The organism is Uliginosibacterium gangwonense DSM 18521 (assembly GCF_000373965.1).
GTDB classification, from domain to species: Bacteria; Pseudomonadota; Gammaproteobacteria; order Burkholderiales; family Rhodocyclaceae; genus Uliginosibacterium; species Uliginosibacterium gangwonense.
This window is the reverse complement of record NZ_KB892836.1, coordinates 41,789-61,534: the sequence shown is the minus strand read 5'-3', so window position 1 is coordinate 61,534 and position 19,746 is coordinate 41,789. Positions and strand designations below refer to the sequence as shown.

The window sequence follows — 19,746 nt, the reverse complement described above, 5'->3', positions numbered from 1 at the left end:
CGGTTTTATGTGGGGTGGGTATTGATGATGAAACAGCGTTTTACAGATCCGTTGGTAGTGATGCATGCAGCCAGCGCTTGGAGATTTCGTTTAATGCGCCGGATTTCTTGGCCTTCTGGATGATGTCATTCACCTTGGTTTGCAGGGCGGTTTCTCCTTTTGCCAGACCGACGAAACAAGGGGAGTTCTTGACGAGGAACTTCACCGACAGCGAGCGCAGCTTGGTTCGTTCATTGACAGCCGCCGCTACAACGTTGCCGGTGGCAATGAGTTGGGTCTGGCCGGAGAGATAGGCAGTGATGGTGCCGTTGTTGTCTTCAAAGCGTTTGATGGTGGCGCTGGACGGGGCAATCTTGGAGAGTTCCAGATCTTCAATTGAACCACGGGTCACGCCAATGGTTTTACCGGCGAGCTCTTCCGGCTTGCTGATCTTTACGTCAGCCGGACCAAACACCCCGTTGAAAAATGGGGCATATGCAGCCGAGAAATCAATCACCTTTTCACGGTCGGGGTTCTTGCCCATGCTGGAGATCACCAGATCAACCTTGCCGGTAGTGAGGAAGGGGATGCGGTTGGCACTGGTGACCGGAACGAGTTCTACCTTGGTTCCCAATTCCTTGGCGATCAGGTTGGCTACATCTATGTCATAACCAGTGGGCTTCATGTCTGCACCTACGCTGCCAAAGGGCGGGAAGTCCTGTGGTACGGCGATCTTGATGGTGTTGGCCTTGGTGATGTTGGCCAATACGTCGGCCTGGGCGACGGACGCAAACGATCCAAGCGCCAGGGCGCCAACCAGCGCCAGGGAGTGGAACATATGGGAAACTTTCATGGTACTTCTCCTTCGCTTCATGGTTGGTAAAAATGAATGCCGACGCGGCTGGCGGCACGTAATAAATGGGTTTGCATGGCTTGCCGGGCCGTAGCGGGATCGTGCTGATTGATGGCGTTGATCACGGCCAGGTGTTCGTCTGCGGTATCCCAGATGCCCTGCGGGTTTGCAAATGGCAACTGCAGGCTATAGGCCACCTGGGTTTCATATTGTTTCAATACAGAAGCAAAGGCTTCGTTTCCGCTGAGGCGGGCAATGCAGTGGTGAAAGGTCATGTCGCACTCGGCGGCGGTCACCAGATCCATGCTGTGTAGTGCTGCTTCCAGGTTTGACTGGATTTCCTGCAGCTCACTACTGTTGTTTTGTGGATTGGCCGCTACCATGCTGGCGGCGGCGGGTTCCAGTACAAAGCGGAACTGGAAAATGGCCTCAGGCCTCATGCCTAATGGATTGGCAGGAATGTCACCAGCGTCTCGCCCCTTTCCTGCCGTGACAAAAACCCCTTTTCCAGCATGGGATCGAACGAAGCCCAATGCTTCAAGCATGGAGATGGCCTCTCGCAGGCTGGTTCGGCTGATACCCAAGGTTTCTGCCAGATCTCTTTGGGACGGCAGTGCAACCCCAGGGGCATAAGTGCCATCGGCAATGAGCCTTTGCAGATTTTGTGCGGCTACATTTGATAGGCTTGGCATGTTGTCCTCTCACTGGTACAACTGGTATGACTGGTTGTACCAGTTCATAGCAACCTACGTGCCAATCACTAATTATTTCTCAATTTATTGTTTTTAAAGGATTTATATTTTGATGTGCGTGAATGATCTGGTAAAGAGGGAGACGCTTGCACCAAGGCGGGTGTGTTTTTGCACCGCTGCACCATTTCGAATGGCATTACCGTAATTGTGGGATATTGAATAAAAGAAATAGAAACGTTCTTCTCATGAGGCGCGCGCACAAAGAAAAACGCCCCACCTGTAGGGGTGAGGCGTATTGGGGAGACTAAGATGTGCCTATTTGCTATCCGGTTCGTCTTTCTTCTTGTCGTTACCCGCAATAAATGGGCTCCAAGGCTGGGCTTTGACCGGACCGGGCGTCTTCCACACAACGTTGAATTGGCCGTCTGCTTTGACCTCACCGATGAAGACCGGTTTGTGTAGGTGGTGGTTCTTCTCATCCATCTTGGCGACAAATCCGCTGGGGGCCTTGAAGGTTTGCCCCGACATGGCTGCAATCACCTTGTCGACATCCGTGCTCTTGGCCTTTTCCACCGCTTGCTTCCACATGTGGATGCCGATGTAGGTGGCTTCCATCGGGTCGTTGGTCACAACCTTGTCAGCATTGGGGAGCTTTTGCTTCTTGGCCCATTCCTTGTACATCTTCACGAACTTGTCGTTCTCGGGATTCTTCAGCGACATGAAGTAGTTCCAGGAGGCGAGGTGACCAACTAGCGGTTTGGTATCCACGCCACGCAGTTCCTCTTCGCCCACCGAGAAAGCCACAACCGGTACATCGGTTGCCTTCAGCCCTGCGTTGCCAAGTTCCTTGTAGAAAGGCACATTCGAGTCGCCATTGATGGTGGATACCACGGCAGTCTTCTTGCCTTCGGAAGCGAACTTCTTGATCTTGGCAATGATGGTCTGATAATCACTGTGGCCGAACGGCGTGTACTCTTCCATGATGTCGGCATCGGCTACGCCTTTGGACTTCAGGAAGGCGCGCAGGATCTTGTTGGTCGTGCGCGGATATACATAGTCGGTGCCCAGCAGCACAAAGCGTTTGGCCTCGCCACCATCCTTGCTCATCAGGTATTCCACAGCGGGAATCGCCTGTTGGTTGGGCGCAGCGCCCGTGTAGAACACGTTCTTTTCAAGCTCTTCGCCTTCATATTGCACGGGGTAGAAGAGCAGGCCATTCAGTTCCTTATAGACCGGCAAAACCGACTTGCGGGATACGGAAGTCCAACAGCCAAAAGTGACGGCTACCTTATCCTTGCTGAGTAACTGGCGGGCCTTTTCGGCAAACAGCGGCCAGTTGGAGGCGGGGTCGACCACCACGGGCTCAAGCTTTTTGCCGAGTACGCCGCCGGATTTGTTGATCTCGTCGATGGTCATCAGCGCGGTTTCTTTGAGCGCGGTTTCCGAGATGGCCATGGTGCCAGACAGTGAATGCAGGATGCCAACCTTGATGGTATCAGCTGCGCTGGCGGAGAAGGACGCGAGCCCCATTGCCGCAATGGCGCTGGAGATTACTGTTGCCTTGATGAAGGTGCGACGGTCTTTCATGAGGAATGGCTCCTTAATGCTGGCTGGGTTTGCAGGTGTCATGCTTTGCCGTGGGTTTGATCACGGCGCAGTGCCAGATTAAGGAAGCCGGGCTGGAGCGAAAATACGTCAGATTGCGTAGTCGGGGATCGCCACCTCTCTCAGAACCTGTTCAGAATCTGTAGCGAGAGGCCGTCAGCGGGGTGAAGAGCAGCGCAGAAACCGGAGTTTATGTTTGATAAATGAGGATTTCGAGCAGCGCATGAGCCCCGATCATGGCCTCTCGCTACAGATTCTGAACAGGTTCTCAGTTGCTGCGCAGCTTGCTCATGGCTAGGTTGGCTGCGGCAGTGCGTGTCTCTACGCCTAGTTTCTCAAAGACGTGTTCAAGATGCTTGTTGACGGTGCGTGGGCTGCTGCCGAGGATGTCCCCGATATCCTTGCTGGTCTTGCCCATGGTGACCCAGTAGAGCACTTCAGCCTCCCGCTGGGTCAGGCGGAATGCAGCGATCAGCGCCTCAACCGATGAGGCATCATTTTCTTCGCGCAATACCACCAGCCACTCCTGGTCGCCCGTCTGGTCATGAAAAGAGGCCAGCAATCTGCGTTGTCCATCTTCCAGAAGCAAGGGGTTGGCTTCCCGGCCTTGTTTGTGTGCGGCGTCTGCTTCAGCGATCCAGGCCAGCAGACGTACTGGCGTCTCGCCTTCGGCAATGTTGAAATACTCTTTGAGCATTTTGCGCGAAAGGGGTGTTTGCCAGACCAGCTTGCCATCACTGGCACGCACGGCCACTGTTGCCTGTCCGAATGCGTCCAGTGCGGTTCGGGCCTGGCGCATCTGCCTTGCATTTTGCATATGCGCAGCGATTCGTGCCAGCACTTCTGCGGGGCGGATGGGCTTGGTGACGTAATCGGCACCCCCTGCGGAAAAGGCCGCGACCACATGCTCGGTTTCGGTCAGCCCCGTCATGAATACAATGGGGATATGGTGCGTGGCGTAGTCGGCCTTGAGGCGACGGGCAACTTCAAACCCATCCATGCCGGGCATGAGGGCATCGAGCAGAATGACGTCTGGCAGACTTTGATGGGCGCGTTGCAGCGCGGATTCGCCATTGGTGGCCACCAATACGGTGTAGCCCGCTTCGTCCAGCGCGTCATGCAACAGCGCCAGATTTTCCGGCACATCATCCACGATCAGGACGATATCGGATATTTCGCGTTCGAGAGCTTCAGCGGACATCGCGGGCCTTTCTTAGAATTTCCAGCATGGCATCGAATTGGAACTGCCGGGCCAGATCACGCAGGACTTTGACAAACTCGGTGTACTCCTCCTTCTCCCGCTCGATTTCACCCAGTTTGTTGAGAATGCCACGCAGATAACCAAGTTTTATGAGTTCTTCCAGCGCAAGCGTCTGATGTGCTGCTGGCGGGATGAGTGCCTTGGGCTGACTGGGTGGCGGTGCAGGGGGCGTGACAGGTACATCTGCACTCACCCAGCTCAAGTCGAGCTTGCGGCCAAGCCAGTCCAGCAGTTCCTCAACACGCAAGGGCTTGAGGATGAAATCCTCCGTGCTGATCTGAACGTCATTTTCCAGCCCCTTGTCAAAGGCATTGGCCGAGAGGATGGCGATATGCGCATCACTGAGACCTTGGGCACGGATGCGGCGAATGGTTTCCCAGCCATCAATGCCGGGCATGGCCAGATCCATGAAAATGAGATGGGGCGCAAAACCAGCCAGCATTTCAAGGCATTCTTCGCCGCTGGCCGCCTGTTCGACCTGGAAGCCCAATGGGTCCAGCACGCTTTGCAGCATATCCCGGTCGACCTTTTCGTTATCCACGACCAGGATGCGCCGCCGGATGCCCACATAACCCACTCGGTTGAGCCGTGGGAGATCTTGCGCGGCCTGGGCTGAATGGATTTGTGGCAGGAAGAGCCGGATGCGGAAGGTGCTGCCTTGGCCGGGTTTGCTGGCAACCTGCATCTCACCGCCCATCAGCGTGGTGAGCATGCGCGCAATGGTCAGCCCCACGCCACTGCCGCCCGCCTGCGCCTTGCTGCCGCGTACAAAGGGTTCAAAGATGCGTTCGATGTCGTCAGCAGGGATGCCCGGGCCGCTGTCATGGATTTCAAAGGTGGCCATATCCCGCCGATATTCCACGCGGAAGTCTACGCCCCCCAGATTGGTGAATTTGACTGCATTGCCCAGCACGTTGATCAGAATCTGGCGCAGGCGGTGCTGATCCGCCCGCACGATGCGCGGCATTTCACCTGTTGGTGCGTAGCGGAAATGCAGACCCTTGTTATGCGCCTGTAATTCAAACATGCCGACGATCTGTTGCAGAAAATCGGGGAAATCGAAGGGCTTGGCTTCCAGCGTGAGCTTGCCCCCTTCGATGCGGGCAATATCCAGTGTGCCTTCAATGACAGACAGCAGGTGGTCCCCGCTCTTGCGGATCACGCTGATTGCCTGCCTGCGGTTGGCCGGGATGGATTCATCACCATCCAGGATTTGCGCATAGCCAAGAATGCTGTTCAGCGGTGTACGTAACTCATGGCTGATGGCGGTGATGTAGCGGCTCTTGGCGAGGTTGGCCTGATCTGCGGCTTGCTTGGCCTTTTGCAACTGGCTGTCGGTGCGTTGGTGGGCGTCAATTTCCTGCATCAGCAGGTGGGTCTGGCGGTTGGATTCTTCCTGCGCCACCTGCCTGCTTTTGTGCGTCAGCACCATCCACCATGCACCAATGCCCGAGAGCAGAAAAAGTGCCGAGAAGGCTTTGATGAAAACTTGCTGCAGATGCGGGACCAGTGTCGCCTGTGTGGGGGCCAGGGTCATGACCTCATGGATGTAGAGCAGGCCCAGCAAGCCTGCCAGCACAGGGGTGATGCCCAACATCAGCAGCAGGTAATGGACCAGCCCCGCGTCAAGATAGGGCGTAACGGAGCGAGGCAGCAGGCGTTGCAAGAGCCCGTTCCATTGGCCCGAGAGGTTGGCGCCGGGTTTGCACAGGTCGTGGCAACGCGCATCGAGCGAGCAGCACAGCGAGCAGATGGTGCCCGCATAGGCGGGGCAATGGGTGGTGTCTTGCGCTTCGTATTCGCGCTCACAGATGCTGCAACGCTGCATGCCTGTTGCTGGTGTTGCCGCGTGCCTGACCAGATAGTATTTGCCGCCGGTGAGCCACGCAATCAAGGGCGCCATCACAAACGCGGTGAGTATGGCAATGAAGCATGCATAAGGCTGCACACTTATGCCCAGGATGCCACTGAATGCTGCGATGGAGGCTGCCGAGGCAATTGCCATGGCCCCCACGCCGACCGGGTTGATGTCGTAGAGATGGCTGCGCTTGAATTCGATGTGGCGGGGGGAGAGCCCGAGGGGCTTGTTGATGACCAGATCGGCGACTACTGCGCTCATCCAGGATATGGCCACGTTGGAGTACAGGCCCAGGACTTGGCCGAGCGCCTGGAATACGTCCAGCTCCATCAGCAATAACGCGATCAGGGTGTTGAACACGACCCACACCACACGGCCCGGGTGGCTGTGCGTGAGGCGCGCAAAGAAGTTGGACCATGCCAGCGAGCCCGCGTAGGCGTTGGTGACGTTGATCTTGATCTGCGAGAGCACAACAAACAGCACTGTGAGACCGACTGCCAGCGTTCCGTTGTTAACAACGTGAGAGAAGCCGATCAGATACATCTGGTTGGGGTCGACCGCCTTTGCTGCAGGCACGGCGTTGCGCAAGGCCAGATAGGCAAGCAGCGCGCCGCCCAGCATCTTGGCTACACCCGGCACAACCCAGCCGGGGCCACCCAGCACAACGGCCAGCCACCAACGGCGTCTGTTTTTGGCCGAGCGTGCAGGCATGAAGCGCAGGTAATCGGCCTGCTCGCCCATCTGGGTCACCAGCGCGATGCCTACGGTTAATGCAGCACCAAACAAGGGCATTGAAAACGCGGCGCCCGTGGCGTCCTTGCCAGGGTAGTGGAGCAGCCCCGTCAGTACAGCAGGTTCCTGCACCAGCACAAAAGCGTATGGCAAAACGAGCAGGGCCAGCCAGATGGGTTGCGTCCAGGCCTGCAGCCGGGTGATCGCGGTGACCCCGTGGGTGACCAGTGGAATGATGACCAGTGCGCTGACCAGATAGCCCCAGGCGGGGGGGAGGTGGAATGCCAGCTCCAGCGCATAGGCCATGATGGCTGCTTCAAGCGCAAAGAAGATGAAGGTGAAAGAGGCGTAGATGAAAGAGGTGATGGTCGAGCCGATGTAGCCAAAGCCTGCGCCACGGGTCAGCAGGTCCATATCCAGACCACAGCGGGCGGCCGCATGGCTGATGGGCAGGCCGATCAGAAAAATGATCAGCCCGGTCGCCAGGATCGCCCAGAACGCATTGATGAAGCCTGCGTTGACCAGCATGGTCGCCCCGACGGCTTCCAGCACCAGAAAGGAGGCTGCGCCAAACGCTGTGTTGGCCACGCGCATTTCTGACCACTTGCGGAAGCCATGTGGGGTGAAGCGCAGGGCGTAATCCTCAAGCGTTTCGTTTGCCACCCAGGTGTTGTAGTCGCGCCGCACTTTGACAACGCGCTGTGGGGGCTCAACAATCGGAGTGGCGGAGTCGGGATGTGTCATCGCGGGCCATACGGAAATCAGGCCCGATTGTAACCTCTGAAGTGACTACTTGAGTTGTGGCACTGTGCGGCTGTTTTTCGTACTCAGCCACACAGTAGCAAGCTACTTGATGCTGAGGCTTCCGTATGGGCGTAGCCAGCGCGAGGCATCCAGGCTCAGCCAATCAAGCGCCTGCTCGTTTTGATGAACGTAGGCCTGCAGGAAGGCAAGGCTCACACTATTCATCACGGTTTGCAGCGCTTCCCCTCCTTGCCCCGGTCCGCCTCGTTGATCAGGGCCGCCATCTGGGCCTTTACCCATGCCGGGGCCGCCACCTTCCATGCCAGGCCTGTTGCCCCCACCTCCATTTGGACCACCTTCTCTGCCACGTCCGCCGCCTCCTGGTGGCCCGCCTTTGTCACCTCCGCGCTGGCGCGAGCCCTGCATTTCATCTGGCATGCGTGAAGAGGTGTCACCTGACAAGGCCCGGTGGCTGATTTGCTTGAAGGAGAGCAGATACTTGTCTTCCTTGGGCATGGCCTGGAAGGGCGCGATGCGGATGCCAATGTCGTTGATAATGCCGTATTCATCGAAATCGGCATCTGAGCTGACCAGCAGAACCGGAAGATGAGTGGCTCCATAGCGGCCATGCGCACTGAAGTTCTCTGGCGGGGCGGGGCTGATGGCGATGATGCCCTTCAAGCCCGGAATGGCATCTGCGGGGGCCGGGCTGCCGGCTTCCGCACTGAAAGCCAAGGCAGCAAATGCCCCGGTGTCAAAGCCCGCTACAACGACCCGGGAGAAATCGATGGAGGCAAACAGGGGCTGGTTCTGCCGTGCCCGCTGTTGGGCCGTCTTCAGGGCAAAGAGTGTGTTCTTGATGCGGGTGGTGCGCCGCTCACTGCTTGAAGCATCGCGCGCCATGCCGCCAATGTCGCCCTTGCGTGCCTTTTCAGAGGCGAGCAGCGGCATCCCGTCCTGCCTGTCCTGCACCGACAATACGGCATACCCTGCACCAGCCCATGCCTTGCGCCAAGGTTCTCCGCCTGTGACCTGATCCCCCAGGCCTGGAAGATAGATGACAAGCGGATAGCTGCCTGCAAGGTTGGGGGCGATCAGGCTGATCTGCAGCCCGCCATCCGGCCCGTCGAGCGTTTCAGTGTGTTGCTGGGTGCCGACACTAGGGCCCGGGCTGTAGGCATGCTCAGTAAGGCTTCGCAGGGCGGGGTCTTCTGGCTTCTGGCGTTTGTCAGGCGCACTTGAGCATGCTACAAGAATGCCAAGGCATAAGGCGCAAGCGATGCGCAAGGTGAAAAGAGGTGTACTGTAAGGCATGATTCCACAGCAGGCGATACCGGAAGCATCGATGCTAAAACAAACCGCCGTAGCAAATATTGCTGCTACGGCGGTTTGCTGGAATTTACCCTGATTTTCTTAGGCTAGTTCGCCGGTGGGCACACAAGCACAGAACAGGTTACGGTCGCCCCACACGTCATCAATGCGGTTCACGCTCGGCCAGAACTTGTTCGCATGCACATAGAGCAGGGGAAAGACTGCTTCGGCGCGGCTGTAGGGGCGCGTCCATTCGCGACAGATCAGGTCATCCTGCGTATGCGGTGCATGCTTGAGCGGGTTGTTTGTGGCATCCAGCTCACCCCTTTCAACCCTGCTGATCTCGCCCCGAATGGCGATCATCGCGGCGATGAAGCGGTCCAGTTCTGCCTTGGATTCGGATTCCGTCGGCTCCACCATGATAGTGCCCGCAACCGGGAAACTTACCGTGGGCGCGTGGAAACCATAATCCATCAGACGCTTGGCAATGTCCATTTCCGTGATGCCGCTGGCTGCCTTGATGGGACGGATATCCAGAATGCATTCATGTGCCACGCGTCCATTCGTGCCGGTGTAGAGCACTGGATAATGCGGGGCAAGGCGGCTGGCGATGTAATTGGCATTGAGGATAGCGATCTCGGTTGCGCGCTTCAGGCCTGTGCCGCCCATCATGCGAATGTACATCCAGCTAATTGGCAGCACGCTTGCAGAGCCGAAGGGTGCTGCGGACACTGCGCCTTGCCCCGCATGGGCGCGGGATTGCGGGCCGGTTGGCGCAACAGCGTGGTCTGACATGAACGGAGCCAGATGTGCCGCCAAACCGATGGGCCCCATGCCAGGGCCGCCACCGCCGTGCGGGATGCTGAAGGTTTTGTGCAGGTTCATGTGGCTGACATCCGCACCAATCGTGGCCGGAGAGGTTAGCCCAACTTGGGCGTTGAGGTTGGCGCCGTCCATATATACCTGCCCACCGGCAGCGTGCACCAGTGCGCAGATTTCCTTGACCGACTCTTCAAACACGCCATGCGTGGAAGGGTAGGTGATCATCAAGGCGGCAAGGCGTGCGCCCGTCTGGGCGATCTTGGCTTTCAGGTCTTCCAGGTCAACGTTGCCGTTGTCATCGCAGTTGACCACCACTACTTCCAGTCCGCACATCTGCGCGGAGGCCGGGTTGGTGCCGTGGGCGGAACGCGGGATGAGGCACACATTGCGGCCTGCTTCACCTCGGGCCGCATGGTAGCGGCGGATGGCGACCAGCCCGGCGTATTCGCCTTGGGCGCCGGAGTTGGGCTGCATGCAGATTGCCGGGAAGCCGGTGATGGCAGAGAGATAACCGGCGAGGCCTTCGATCATCTCCAGATAGCCTTGCACCTGGTCGCGCGGGGCAAAGGGGTGAATGCGCGCAAACTCTGGCCAGGTGATGGGGATCATCTCGCTGGTGGCATTGAGCTTCATGGTGCATGAACCCAGCGAGATCATGGAGTAATCCAGCGCCAGATCCTTGTTCTGCAGGCGCTTGAGGTAGCGCAGCATCTCGTGTTCGGTGTGATGCGAATTGAATACCGGGTGGCTCAGGATGGCATCCGTACGCAACAATCCGGCAGGAATGGCACTCGGGAAGCCTGCGTCCAGCTCGGCAACATCTGTCTTCACCCCAAAGATGGCAAACAGTGTTGCCACATCTTCGCGGCTAGTCGTTTCATCGAAGCTCACCCCCAGGGTCTCTGCGGATACCTGACGCAGGTTGTAGCCCGCGTTTTGCGCTGCCTGCGCGATGGCTGCAGTGTGGGTGCCGGTTGCAATGTCAAACGAGTCAAAGAAGGCCTCCCCACTCAGTGTGAAGCCTGCGGACTTCAGGCCGGTGGCGAAGATCGCGGCCAAGCGATGAATACGCTGGGCGATTGTCTTGAGACCTTCCGGGCCGTGGTAGATCGCGTACATGCCTGCGATATTGGCGAGCAGCACCTGTGAGGTACAGATATTGGAGTTGGCCTTTTCGCGGCGGATATGCTGTTCGCGTGTCTGCAGGGCCATGCGCAGGGCGGTCTTTCCTGCTGCGTCTTTGGATACGCCAATGATACGCCCCGGCATGGAGCGGGCGTTGGCTTCATGTGTGGCAAAGAATGCTGCATGGGGGCCGCCAAAGCCCATTGGCACGCCAAAGCGTTGCCCCGAGCCAAAGGCAATGTCTGCGCCCAATTCGCCCGGGCTTTTCAGCAGCACCAGCGCCATTAGGTCGGTAGCCAGTGCCACGCAGGCGCCCTTGGCCTTGCAGGCGGCGATCAGTGCTGTGTGGTCGGTAACGTGGCCATGGGTATTCGGGTATTGCAGCAGCACACCAAACGCATCAATCTCTGCAGCCTTGGCGGCTGATTCGATGACCAAATCATAACCAAAATAAGCGGCGCGGGTCTTGATGACGTCAATCGTCTGCGGGAAACAGGCCTGATCAACAAAAAACACGTTGCTCTTGGATTTCGACACCCGTCTTGCCATGGTCATGGCCTCGGCTGCAGCCGTGGCTTCATCGAGCAGTGAGGCGTTGGCCAGCCCCATGCCGGTGAGGTCGCAGACCATCTGTTGCCAGTTGAGCAGCGCCTCCAGACGTCCTTGGGCAATTTCTGCCTGATACGGCGTATAGGCCGTGTACCAACCGGGATTTTCCAGCAGGTTGCGCAGAATGACGGTCGGGGTGAGGGTGTCGTAGTAGCCCATGCCGATCAGCGAACGCATGATCTTGTTCTTGCCCGCAATCTGTTTCAGCTCTGCCAGCGCAACATGCTCGGGCGTTGGTGCAGCCAAAGGCAAAGGCTTTTCCAGGCGAATCGCCGCAGGTACGGTTTGCGCAATCAGCGCATCCACGCTTGTCGCGCCAACGGCTGCAAGCATGTCTGCGATACCGGATTCATCTGAACCGATGTGACGGTGAATGAAATTGTCATGCTGTTCGAGCGTGCTGAGGGCATGGGACATGGCGGTCTCTAGTGTTCTGGGGAGGGGGCGAGGGGGAGAAAAGAGGGAGAATTTACCTGCGACTGCGCTTGAGGCGGAGCACCGCAAACACCAGCCACACCCCGATCAGCAAGGCCGTGAGCCATTTTCCGCGCGTCAGTACAAGCATGGCAAGGCACATGCCTGCTGCGACAATGGCATATTTCGCCAGTTCGAGCAGCGGATTGCGTTCCGGGGTGGGCATGGTTGTGGGCTTACTCTGCGTCGGCAATCTTGGTGTAGGCCGCTGCATCAAGCAGAGCGTCGATGTCATCCAGGTTGGTGGGCTTGATCTTGAACAGCCAAGCACCATACGGATCGTTATTGATGGTGTCCGGTGCGTCGGTGAGCCCGGTGTTGGATTCAATAATTTCGCCGGCAACCGGGGCGTAGATGCCGGAAGCCGCCTTGACTGATTCGATGACGGCGACTTCTTCACCTGCAACCACTACACGACCCGCAGCGGGTAATTCGAGGAACACCACATCGCCCAGCGCGCTTTGGGCATGATCGGTGATACCGATGTTCAGGGTGTTGTCGGGTTCCTTGCGGACCCATTCGTGGGAATTGGTGTAGCGCAGATTGGTGGGAATGCTCATGGCCTTGCTCCTTGTCATGTCAATATATTTGTTTGATGCCGTATTGCATCGGCATCAGATCAGAACCTTGCCCTTGCGTACAAAGGGCGTTTTCACGACGCGAGCCTTGAGTCGCTTGCCCCGCACGTCCACCTCGACGGTGTCGCCAACGGCCACCGCCACGGGCACGCGGGCAAAGGCAATCGAAGCGTTCATGCTGGGGGCGAAGCTGCCACTGGTGGTCTCACCCGCGCCATGCGGGGTGAACACTGCCATGTGGCTGCGCAAAACGCCACGGTCTTCAAGCAACAGACCGACCAGAGAGCGGCTGGGCGGGGCGGCTTCGAGGGCTTGGCGGCCGATGAAGTCACGGGCCGGGTCGGCAAAATCCACGGTCCAGGCCAGGCCGGACTCCAGCGGCGTGACGGACTCGTCCATATCCGAGCCATAGAGGTTCATACCGGCTTCCAGGCGCAGGGTGTCCCGTGCGCCCAGCCCGATGGGCTTGACGCCTGCCGCAACGAGCGCATCCCAGATTTCTGCTGCACGGGGGGCGGGGAAGATCAGCTCATAGCCTGCTTCACCGGTGTAACCCGTGTTACAGACCATTAGCTCGCCCATGCGGGCAGCCTGAAAATATTTGAGCGAGGCCGAGACGGCTTCCGTACCGGGCAGGGCTGCCCATACCTTGGCTTGGGCTTGCGGGCCTTGCACCGCGATGATGGCCAGATCGCGCCGGGCGGTAATGGTGACATTGCCACCACCGGGCATCTTGGCGGCTTGGGCGCGCATCCAGGCAACGTCCTTGTCGGCCGTGCCTGCATTGACAACGATGCGATAGTCATCAGTTGCGAAGCCATATACGATCAGGTCGTCAAGGATGCCGCCATCTTCGCGCAGCATGCAGGAATACAGGGCCTTGCCGGGTTCTTTGAGGCGGGCCACGTCATTGGCCAAGAGGCGCTGCAAAAAGGCAAAGGCGCCTGCGCCGGAGATGTCCACCGGCAGCATGTGGGAGACATCAAACATGCCAGCGTCTTGGCGCACAGATTTGTGTTCTTCAAGCTGGGAGCCGTAATGGATGGGCATGTCCCATCCGGCAAAATCAACGATCTTCGCACCAGCGGCCACGTGCGTGGCATACAACGGGGTTTGTTTGGCCAAGACTTCTCTCCAGGGGCAAAAATGAAAAAGGGGCCGAGTGCACGCAGTGTGCATCAGCCCCCATCTGTCCCTGATACCTGAGAGATTGGAAAGCGCTGTGCTCTCCGTGCCCCTTCGGTGGATGCCCTTGTGGCATCACTCTCCAGATTTGCATTCCTTGCTCGGTCCTTTTACCTGAGCGTTCCCGGGGGGTTACGCCTTCGGCGATCTGCTCAACAGATGCTCTCCCAAACAAGGCTCTCACTCTACCGTGGCTTTTGTCGAAACTCAATAGGGCGTTGAAAATCTGTCTGCGCAATTTACGCGAGAGGCGAATGCAGGCACAGCGCGATGCTGGCATTGGTGAGGAAGTGTGCAGCAATGGCTCTATCAAGGTGCGGTGTGCGCCCAGCCATGGTGCCATAAAAAAGTCCGGCCAACAGGGCCATTGCGCTGAATGCGATCCCCCAGGGCAGATGAACCAGCGCGAACAGCGTACTGCTCACACCTAGCGCGATGGGGTAGGCATACGGAGTGCGTGATGCCAGCATGCGGGTGAGACCACCCTGGATCAGGCCACGGAAGAAGGCTTCTTCTGCGAATACAGTCAGGAACAGGTTACCGGCCAGTCATAGCGTCATGTCCTCTGGCCACCGCAGGTCGAAACTGGCTAATCCCAGCAGCATGGTGACAAGCAAGAGGCCGGAAGAGCCAATCAACAAGAAACCCAGCCATCGCCAGTTTTGCTTTTCTTGGTGGGGGCGGTCAGGAAGGCATAGTAGCAGCAATAGTCCACCTAATGCTTTGTCATAGTTCCATTGCAAAGGCTGGCTGTTGCGCCCGAAGTGTTCCATCCAGCGCAAAGGGGAGAAGCCTTGCCAGAGATGTAAACCCGCGCAGAGTGCCCAGATGGCTGCTGCGATCAGAATCAGTGAGCGGACATGACGTTGTGGTGGATGGCTGGCGTGCTTTGCAACAAGAATCAATGCCCCTGTCAATAATGCAGGTATGGCGCCCGGGTTTAGCGTATGCCCTAGGCTTGCCATTGTGATGGAGGTTGCTGCAAGGCCGAGTTTCAGGCGTAGCGGGGCAGTCTGCCAAAGGCTTGTGGCCAGGGCACAGAAAAGAAGCGCAAATGCAATTTGATCAAAGAACATTGAGGAGGGGGCTCTGAAGTTGTGTGTGGCAACTGTTACACTATGCACATGAGTACAATCAATGCAGATTTGCACTGCCACTCTACCGCATCTGATGGCTTGTTGAGCCCTGCCGCTGTGGTTGAGCGCGCACATGCCAACGGAGTCGACCTCCTGGCGCTGACGGATCATGATGAACTGGCGGGGCTTGAGGAGGCACGTGCCACGGCTCAGGCACTTGGTTTGCGTTTTGTGAATGGGGCGGAATTTTCCGTCTCCTGGCTGGATCAGACGGTGCATATCGTTGGTCTGGCCTTTGATTCTGCCAGTCCTGCGCTTGTTGAAGGTCTGCATCAGATTCGCCAGGGGCGGGATACCCGTGCCCAGCGCATGAGCGATGGTCTGGCGCAGATCGGCATACGCGGCGCGCTTGAGGGCGCGCTAAAATATGCGGGAAATCCCGCGCTCATCAGCCGTTCGCATTTTGCACGTCACCTTGTGAGTATTGGTGTGGCGCGTGATGTGGGCAATGTGTTTGAACATTACCTTGTGCGCGGCAAGCCGGGTTTTGTGGAACACGAGTGGGCCAGCCTGGAAGATGTATTGGGCTGGATTCATGGTGCAGGGGGTATCGCGGTGATCGCTCACCCTGGGCGCACCCGCGTCGACAAGGCCGGGATGACCAAGCTCTTTGAGCGTTTCAAGGATCTGGGGGGCGAAGCCATCGAGGTCGTCTCAGGCGTTCAGATGGGGGCTGATGCGCTGGAATATGCTCGTGTCGCACGCCGTTATGGGTTCCTGGCCTCGCGTGCCTCGGATTTCCACGGCCCCGGTGAAAGTGTTGTGGATATTGGCCGCAGCGAGATACTGCCGCCGGATTTGACGCCCGTTTGGGAGCGTTTGGTGTAAGGTTCTGCCTTCGCTCGCGCAAGCCACAGTAGGAAACCGTGTTATGGCGCAATATTTTGAGATTCACCCCGTACAACCTCAGCCTCGTCTGATCCGCCAGGCAGTGCAGATTCTGCGCGACGGCGGCTTGATTGCGGTGCCGACCGATTGTGCGTATTCGCTGGTCGGGCTGACGGGTAATGCTGCCGTGCTGGATCGCATCCGCCGCATCCGTGGTGTGGATGAACGCCACCATTTCACCTTGATGTGCCGCGATCTATCCGAGATTGCCATCTACGCACACGTGGACAACACGCAGTACCGCTTGCTCAAGGCAACCACCCCTGGGCCTTACACCTTCATTCTTGAAGCAACCAAGGAACTGCCGCGCCGGGTGCTGCACCCCAAACGCAAGACCATCGGCCTGCGTGTGCCGGATCATCCCGTGTTGAGTGCCTTGCTCGCAGAGTTGGGCGAACCGCTGCTGTCTTCCACTTTGCTGCTTCCGGATGAAGACTTGCCTCCGACTGACGCGAGCGATATCCGTGATCGGCTGGAACGTCAGCTTGAACTGGTGATTGAGGCTGGCGCCTGTGGTCTGGAAGCCACGACCATTGTAGATCTCACCTCCGGCGCCCCTGAATTGCTGCGCGAAGGCAAGGGCGCGTTGGCACCGTTGGGCTTGTAGGTCGCTTGCCCACTTGCGCCGCAGGGCCAAGGTGGGTAATTTGTTGCCCCTCGGGGATGTCGTGTTGCGACGGCCTGCTGTTCTGAGAGTTTATTGAGGAAGTATTCCCAGTGTTTTGAGCCGGGGAGGGCTGGTTGTGCAGCCCTTGGAGTCGGCTCTTGCGTATATCTAAGTGGAGCTTGAGTTAAAAATGAGCAAACAGCGTGTTCTATCAGGCATGCGCCCCACCGGGCGCCTGCATATCGGCCACTACCACGGCGCACTCAAGAACTGGGTGCGTTTGCAAGAAGAGAAGGAATGCTTCTTCTTCGTGGCCGATTGGCACGCGTTGACCACGGCTTACGATGATGTGCAGGTGATTGAAAACAGCGTGTGGGACATGGTGATCGACTGGTTGGCCGCAGGCGTTGACCCGGAGAAGGCCTCGATCTTCATCCAGTCCCGCCTGCCGCAGCATGCCGAGTTGCATCTGCTGATGTCCATGATGACGCCGCTGGGCTGGCTCGAACGCATCCCCACCTACAAGGATCAGCAGGAAAAGCTCTCCAACAAGGATTTGTCCACCTACGGCTTCCTGGGCTACCCCTTGCTGATGAGTGCAGACATTCTGCTCTACCGTGCTGCCGGTGTGCCGGTGGGTGAAGATCAGGTGCCGCATGTGGAATTCACGCGGGAACTGGCCCGCCGCTTCAACCACCTCTATGGGCGTGAGCCGGGGTTTGAAGACAAGGCCAAGGCTGCGCTGAAGAAGCTCGGTGGCAAGCGCGACAAGCTCTTCATGGAGCTGCGCCAGCGCTTCCAGCAAGAGGGCGACCGTGCTGCCTTGGAAGAAGGACGTGCGCTGATTGCCCAATCGCAGAGCTTGGGCACGGCAGACCGTGAGCGGCTGTATGGCTATCTGGATGGCAGCGGCAAGCAGATTCTGGTGGAGCCGGAAGCCTGGCTGACCGAAGCCTCCCGCGTGGTGGGGCTGGATGGGCAGAAGATGTCCAAGTCCTACGGCAACACGGTGATGATGCGTGAGGAGCCGGAGGCGCTGGCCAAGAAGATCAAGACCATGCCGACCGATACCAACCGGGTGCGTCGTACCGATCCGGGTGAGCCGGAGCGTTGTCCGGTGTGGCAACTTCATCAGGTCTATTCGACCCCGGAGACGCGCGAATGGGTACAGACAGGGTGCCGCTCCGCTGGCATCGGCTGTATCGAATGCAAGCAACCGGTGATTGAAGGCATGATGGCCGAACAAGCCCCCATGCATGAGCGGGCCATGCGTTACATCGAGAACCCCAAGCTGGTACGCGAAGTGGTGGAACACGGCTGCGAGCGTGCCCGCGTGGTGGCGGAAGAAACCATGGCGGACGTGCGCGCTGCCATGGGGCTGGCGTATCGCTAAGTGAGCATGGCCGAGACGGAGGTTCAGGCATCAGCGTCTGCCCCCATGCAGGGCGAGTTGGTGCTCGCCCGCATCCACGGCCAGCCCTTGCTGGAAATGCCGACGGATCTGTACATTCCGCCGGATGCGCTGGAAGTCTTTCTCGATACCTTCGAGGGGCCGTTGGATTTGTTGCTCTACCTCATCCGGCGGGCGAATCTGGATATTCTGGATATCCAGATGGCGCCGTTGACGGCTCAGTATTTGAAGTACATCGAATCAATGCAGCGGCACAATCTGGAATTGGCTGCTGATTATTTGCTGATGGCGGCGACCTTGCTGGACATCAAGTCCCGTATGCTGCTGCCCAAGCCGCCGCGTGAGAAAGAGGCCGAGGGGGATCAAGATCCACGCGCCGAACTGGTGCGCCGTTTGGTTGAATACGAACGGATCAAGCTCAGTGCCCGTGTGATTGATACCGTGCCACGCGTTGAGCGGGATTTTGAATGGGTTGCCGTCCACGTGGCCGAAAAAACGGTGGAGCGCCTGCCCGATGTAAGTTTTGCCGACCTGCAAAATGCCTGGTTGGAGATTTTGCGCCGGGCCAAGTTGAATCAGCATCATCGCATTAGCCGCGATGAGCTTTCGGTACGGGAATACATGAGCCAGATCCTGCGTCGCCTGCAAGGCGCAGGGAATCAACCCTTTGAAACTCTGTTTGACATCACCCATGGGGTGTCGAGCGTAGTGGTGGGGTTTTTGGCCGTGTTGGAGATGGTCAAGGAGCGCATGATTCTGATCAGCCAGAACGCGCCGATGGAGCCGATTTATGTCCGACTCAGATCAAACGACGACGCTACCGCAGAGGGTGGAGCAGATGAATCCGCAGGAGACGACACGGGTCTCTACGTCGGAGAATCCGATGGCGGAGGCCATGAACTCTGAGGGCGTCCAGGCGCTGAGTTCAGAAGAGCTTGAAGCGTCGGCCAGCAAGCCGTCTGAAACAGGCGTGCAGACAGCCGTTGACGTCACCCTGGTCAAGCAGGTGCTGGAGGCTGCCCTGTTGTCTGCCACTGAGCCGCTGACGCCCAATACTTTGCGTCGCCTGTTTGAGCCTGACCTGGGTTCTGATATGCTCAATCACCTGCTGGCCGATCTACAGACCGACTGGCAAGGGCGTAGCGCCGAGTTGGTGCGCTTGTCTTCTGGTTGGCGTTTCCAGACTCGCAGCGATTTGCAGCATTATCTGGACCGCCTCAAAGAGACAAGATCTGCAAGATATTCACGCGCGGTTATGGAAACATTGGCCATCATCGTGTATCGTCAGCCTGTGACGCGCGGAGATATCGAAGATATACGCGGAGTTACGGTTTCCAGCCAGATTATCAAGGTGCTGGAAATGCGAGGTTGGATCGATACAATCGGTCACCGCGAGACCCCGGGCCGCCCGGCCCTTTATGCCACCACAAAGAAATTCTTGGATGATCTCGGCCTGCGCAGCCTGACTGAGCTGCCCCCTTTGGCCGAAGTGGAAGGAGTTTTCGACCTTGTCGACACCGCAGAAGCCGCGTCGTCAGACGCGCACGAACCCGGAGACGGGTGAGACGGTTGCGCCTGTGAGCGCCCGTAAGCCGCGTACCCCGCGCGCCAAACCAGAGGTGCCTGAAATAGAGGCCCCCGTGAGCAAGCCACGCGCCTCACGCAAAAAAGCAGCGCCAGTTGACACGGAGGTTCAAGCGCCAGCCGCCAAGCCTCGCGCTTCCCGCAAAAAGCCGGAAGCCGTTGTCGTTGAGCCTGAAGTGAAGCTTGTCAAACCAAAGGCTTCGCGCAAAAAAGCGGAAGCTGCGGTTGTAGAAGCCGAGGTGGTAAAGGCTACCAAGCCGCGTGTCTCTCGCAAGAAGCCAGAGCCAGCCGT

17 protein-coding genes and 1 riboswitch are annotated in these 19,746 nt (G+C 58.1%); of the genes, 5 read left to right on the top strand and 12 right to left on the bottom strand.

The genetic code is table 11. The features are described 5' to 3' along the window. Window positions 1-40: 40 nt before the first annotated feature. The 12 genes from B145_RS0105825 to B145_RS0105770 form a co-directional block, all read right to left on the bottom strand. Window positions 41-832, bottom strand: a complete 792-nt coding sequence (locus B145_RS0105825) for a transporter substrate-binding domain-containing protein (protein ID WP_018605839.1) — start codon at window positions 830-832, stop codon at window positions 41-43. Between the two features lie 17 nt (window positions 833-849). Continuing rightward, window positions 850-1,524 (bottom strand): FadR/GntR family transcriptional regulator, encoded by a 675-nt coding sequence (locus B145_RS0105820; RefSeq protein ID WP_018605838.1) that lies wholly within the window; start codon window positions 1,522-1,524, stop codon window positions 850-852. A 315-nt stretch (window positions 1,525-1,839) separates the two neighbouring features. After that, window positions 1,840-3,111 (bottom strand): urea ABC transporter substrate-binding protein, encoded by a 1,272-nt coding sequence (gene urtA, locus B145_RS0105815; RefSeq protein WP_018605837.1) that lies wholly within the window; start codon window positions 3,109-3,111, stop codon window positions 1,840-1,842. 286 nt (window positions 3,112-3,397) lie between these two features. Beyond that, window positions 3,398-4,330, bottom strand: a complete 933-nt coding sequence (locus B145_RS0105810; RefSeq protein WP_018605836.1) for a response regulator transcription factor — start codon at window positions 4,328-4,330, stop codon at window positions 3,398-3,400. Then, entirely contained in the window at window positions 4,320-7,724 is a 3,405-nt protein-coding gene (locus tag B145_RS24570; RefSeq protein ID WP_018605835.1) for a hybrid sensor histidine kinase/response regulator, read from the bottom strand. Before B145_RS24570 ends, B145_RS0105810 begins: the two co-directional genes overlap by 11 nt. A gap of 102 nt (window positions 7,725-7,826) precedes the next feature. Further along, entirely contained in the window at window positions 7,827-9,038 is a 1,212-nt protein-coding gene (locus B145_RS24565; RefSeq protein WP_018605834.1) for an alpha/beta hydrolase, read from the bottom strand. A 99-nt stretch (window positions 9,039-9,137) separates the two neighbouring features. After that, the gene (gcvP, locus tag B145_RS0105795; protein WP_018605833.1) at window positions 9,138-12,008 is read right to left on the bottom strand and encodes an aminomethyl-transferring glycine dehydrogenase; all 2,871 of its coding nucleotides are present in this window, start codon (window positions 12,006-12,008) and stop codon (window positions 9,138-9,140) included. Between the two features lie 52 nt (window positions 12,009-12,060). Next, window positions 12,061-12,231, bottom strand: a complete 171-nt coding sequence (locus B145_RS28540; protein ID WP_018605832.1) for a hypothetical protein — start codon at window positions 12,229-12,231, stop codon at window positions 12,061-12,063. A gap of 10 nt (window positions 12,232-12,241) precedes the next feature. Continuing rightward, a complete protein-coding gene (gene gcvH / locus B145_RS0105785; protein WP_018605831.1) occupies window positions 12,242-12,625 on the bottom strand; it encodes a glycine cleavage system protein GcvH in 384 nt (127 codons plus the stop codon). Between the two features lie 54 nt (window positions 12,626-12,679). Further along, window positions 12,680-13,768 carry a glycine cleavage system aminomethyltransferase GcvT gene (gene gcvT, locus B145_RS0105780; RefSeq protein ID WP_018605830.1) on the bottom strand — a complete coding sequence of 363 codons (1,089 nt, stop codon included), beginning with the start codon at window positions 13,766-13,768 and terminating at the stop codon, window positions 12,680-12,682. Window positions 13,769-13,920: 152 nt separating this feature from the next. Beyond that, a riboswitch (glycine riboswitch) is annotated at window positions 13,921-14,008 on the bottom strand. Window positions 14,009-14,067: 59 nt separating this feature from the next. Next, window positions 14,068-14,358, bottom strand: a complete 291-nt coding sequence (locus tag B145_RS0105775) for a CPBP family intramembrane glutamic endopeptidase (protein WP_281167659.1) — start codon at window positions 14,356-14,358, stop codon at window positions 14,068-14,070. Window positions 14,359-14,376: 18 nt separating this feature from the next. Beyond that, a complete protein-coding gene (locus tag B145_RS0105770) occupies window positions 14,377-14,904 on the bottom strand; it encodes a hypothetical protein (protein WP_018605828.1) in 528 nt (175 codons plus the stop codon). Window positions 14,905-14,946: 42 nt separating this feature from the next. Between B145_RS0105770 and B145_RS0105765 the strand changes: the two genes are divergently transcribed. From B145_RS0105765 to scpB, 5 genes are all read left to right on the top strand, one after another. Next, a complete protein-coding gene (locus B145_RS0105765) occupies window positions 14,947-15,792 on the top strand; it encodes a 3',5'-nucleoside bisphosphate phosphatase (RefSeq protein WP_018605827.1) in 846 nt (281 codons plus the stop codon). A gap of 43 nt (window positions 15,793-15,835) precedes the next feature. Continuing rightward, the gene (locus tag B145_RS0105760) at window positions 15,836-16,459 is read left to right on the top strand and encodes an L-threonylcarbamoyladenylate synthase (protein ID WP_018605825.1); all 624 of its coding nucleotides are present in this window, start codon (window positions 15,836-15,838) and stop codon (window positions 16,457-16,459) included. A 190-nt stretch (window positions 16,460-16,649) separates the two neighbouring features. Then, window positions 16,650-17,852, top strand: coding sequence for a tryptophan--tRNA ligase (locus B145_RS0105755; RefSeq protein WP_018605823.1), 1,203 nt, complete (start codon window positions 16,650-16,652; stop codon window positions 17,850-17,852). A 6-nt stretch (window positions 17,853-17,858) separates the two neighbouring features. Beyond that, window positions 17,859-18,776, top strand: a complete 918-nt coding sequence (locus B145_RS0105750) for a segregation and condensation protein A (RefSeq protein ID WP_033406457.1) — start codon at window positions 17,859-17,861, stop codon at window positions 18,774-18,776. Further along, window positions 18,766-19,434, top strand: coding sequence for an SMC-Scp complex subunit ScpB (gene scpB, locus B145_RS0105745; RefSeq protein WP_157288292.1), 669 nt, complete (start codon window positions 18,766-18,768; stop codon window positions 19,432-19,434). Before B145_RS0105750 ends, scpB begins: the two co-directional genes overlap by 11 nt. Window positions 19,435-19,746 lie beyond the last annotated feature (312 nt).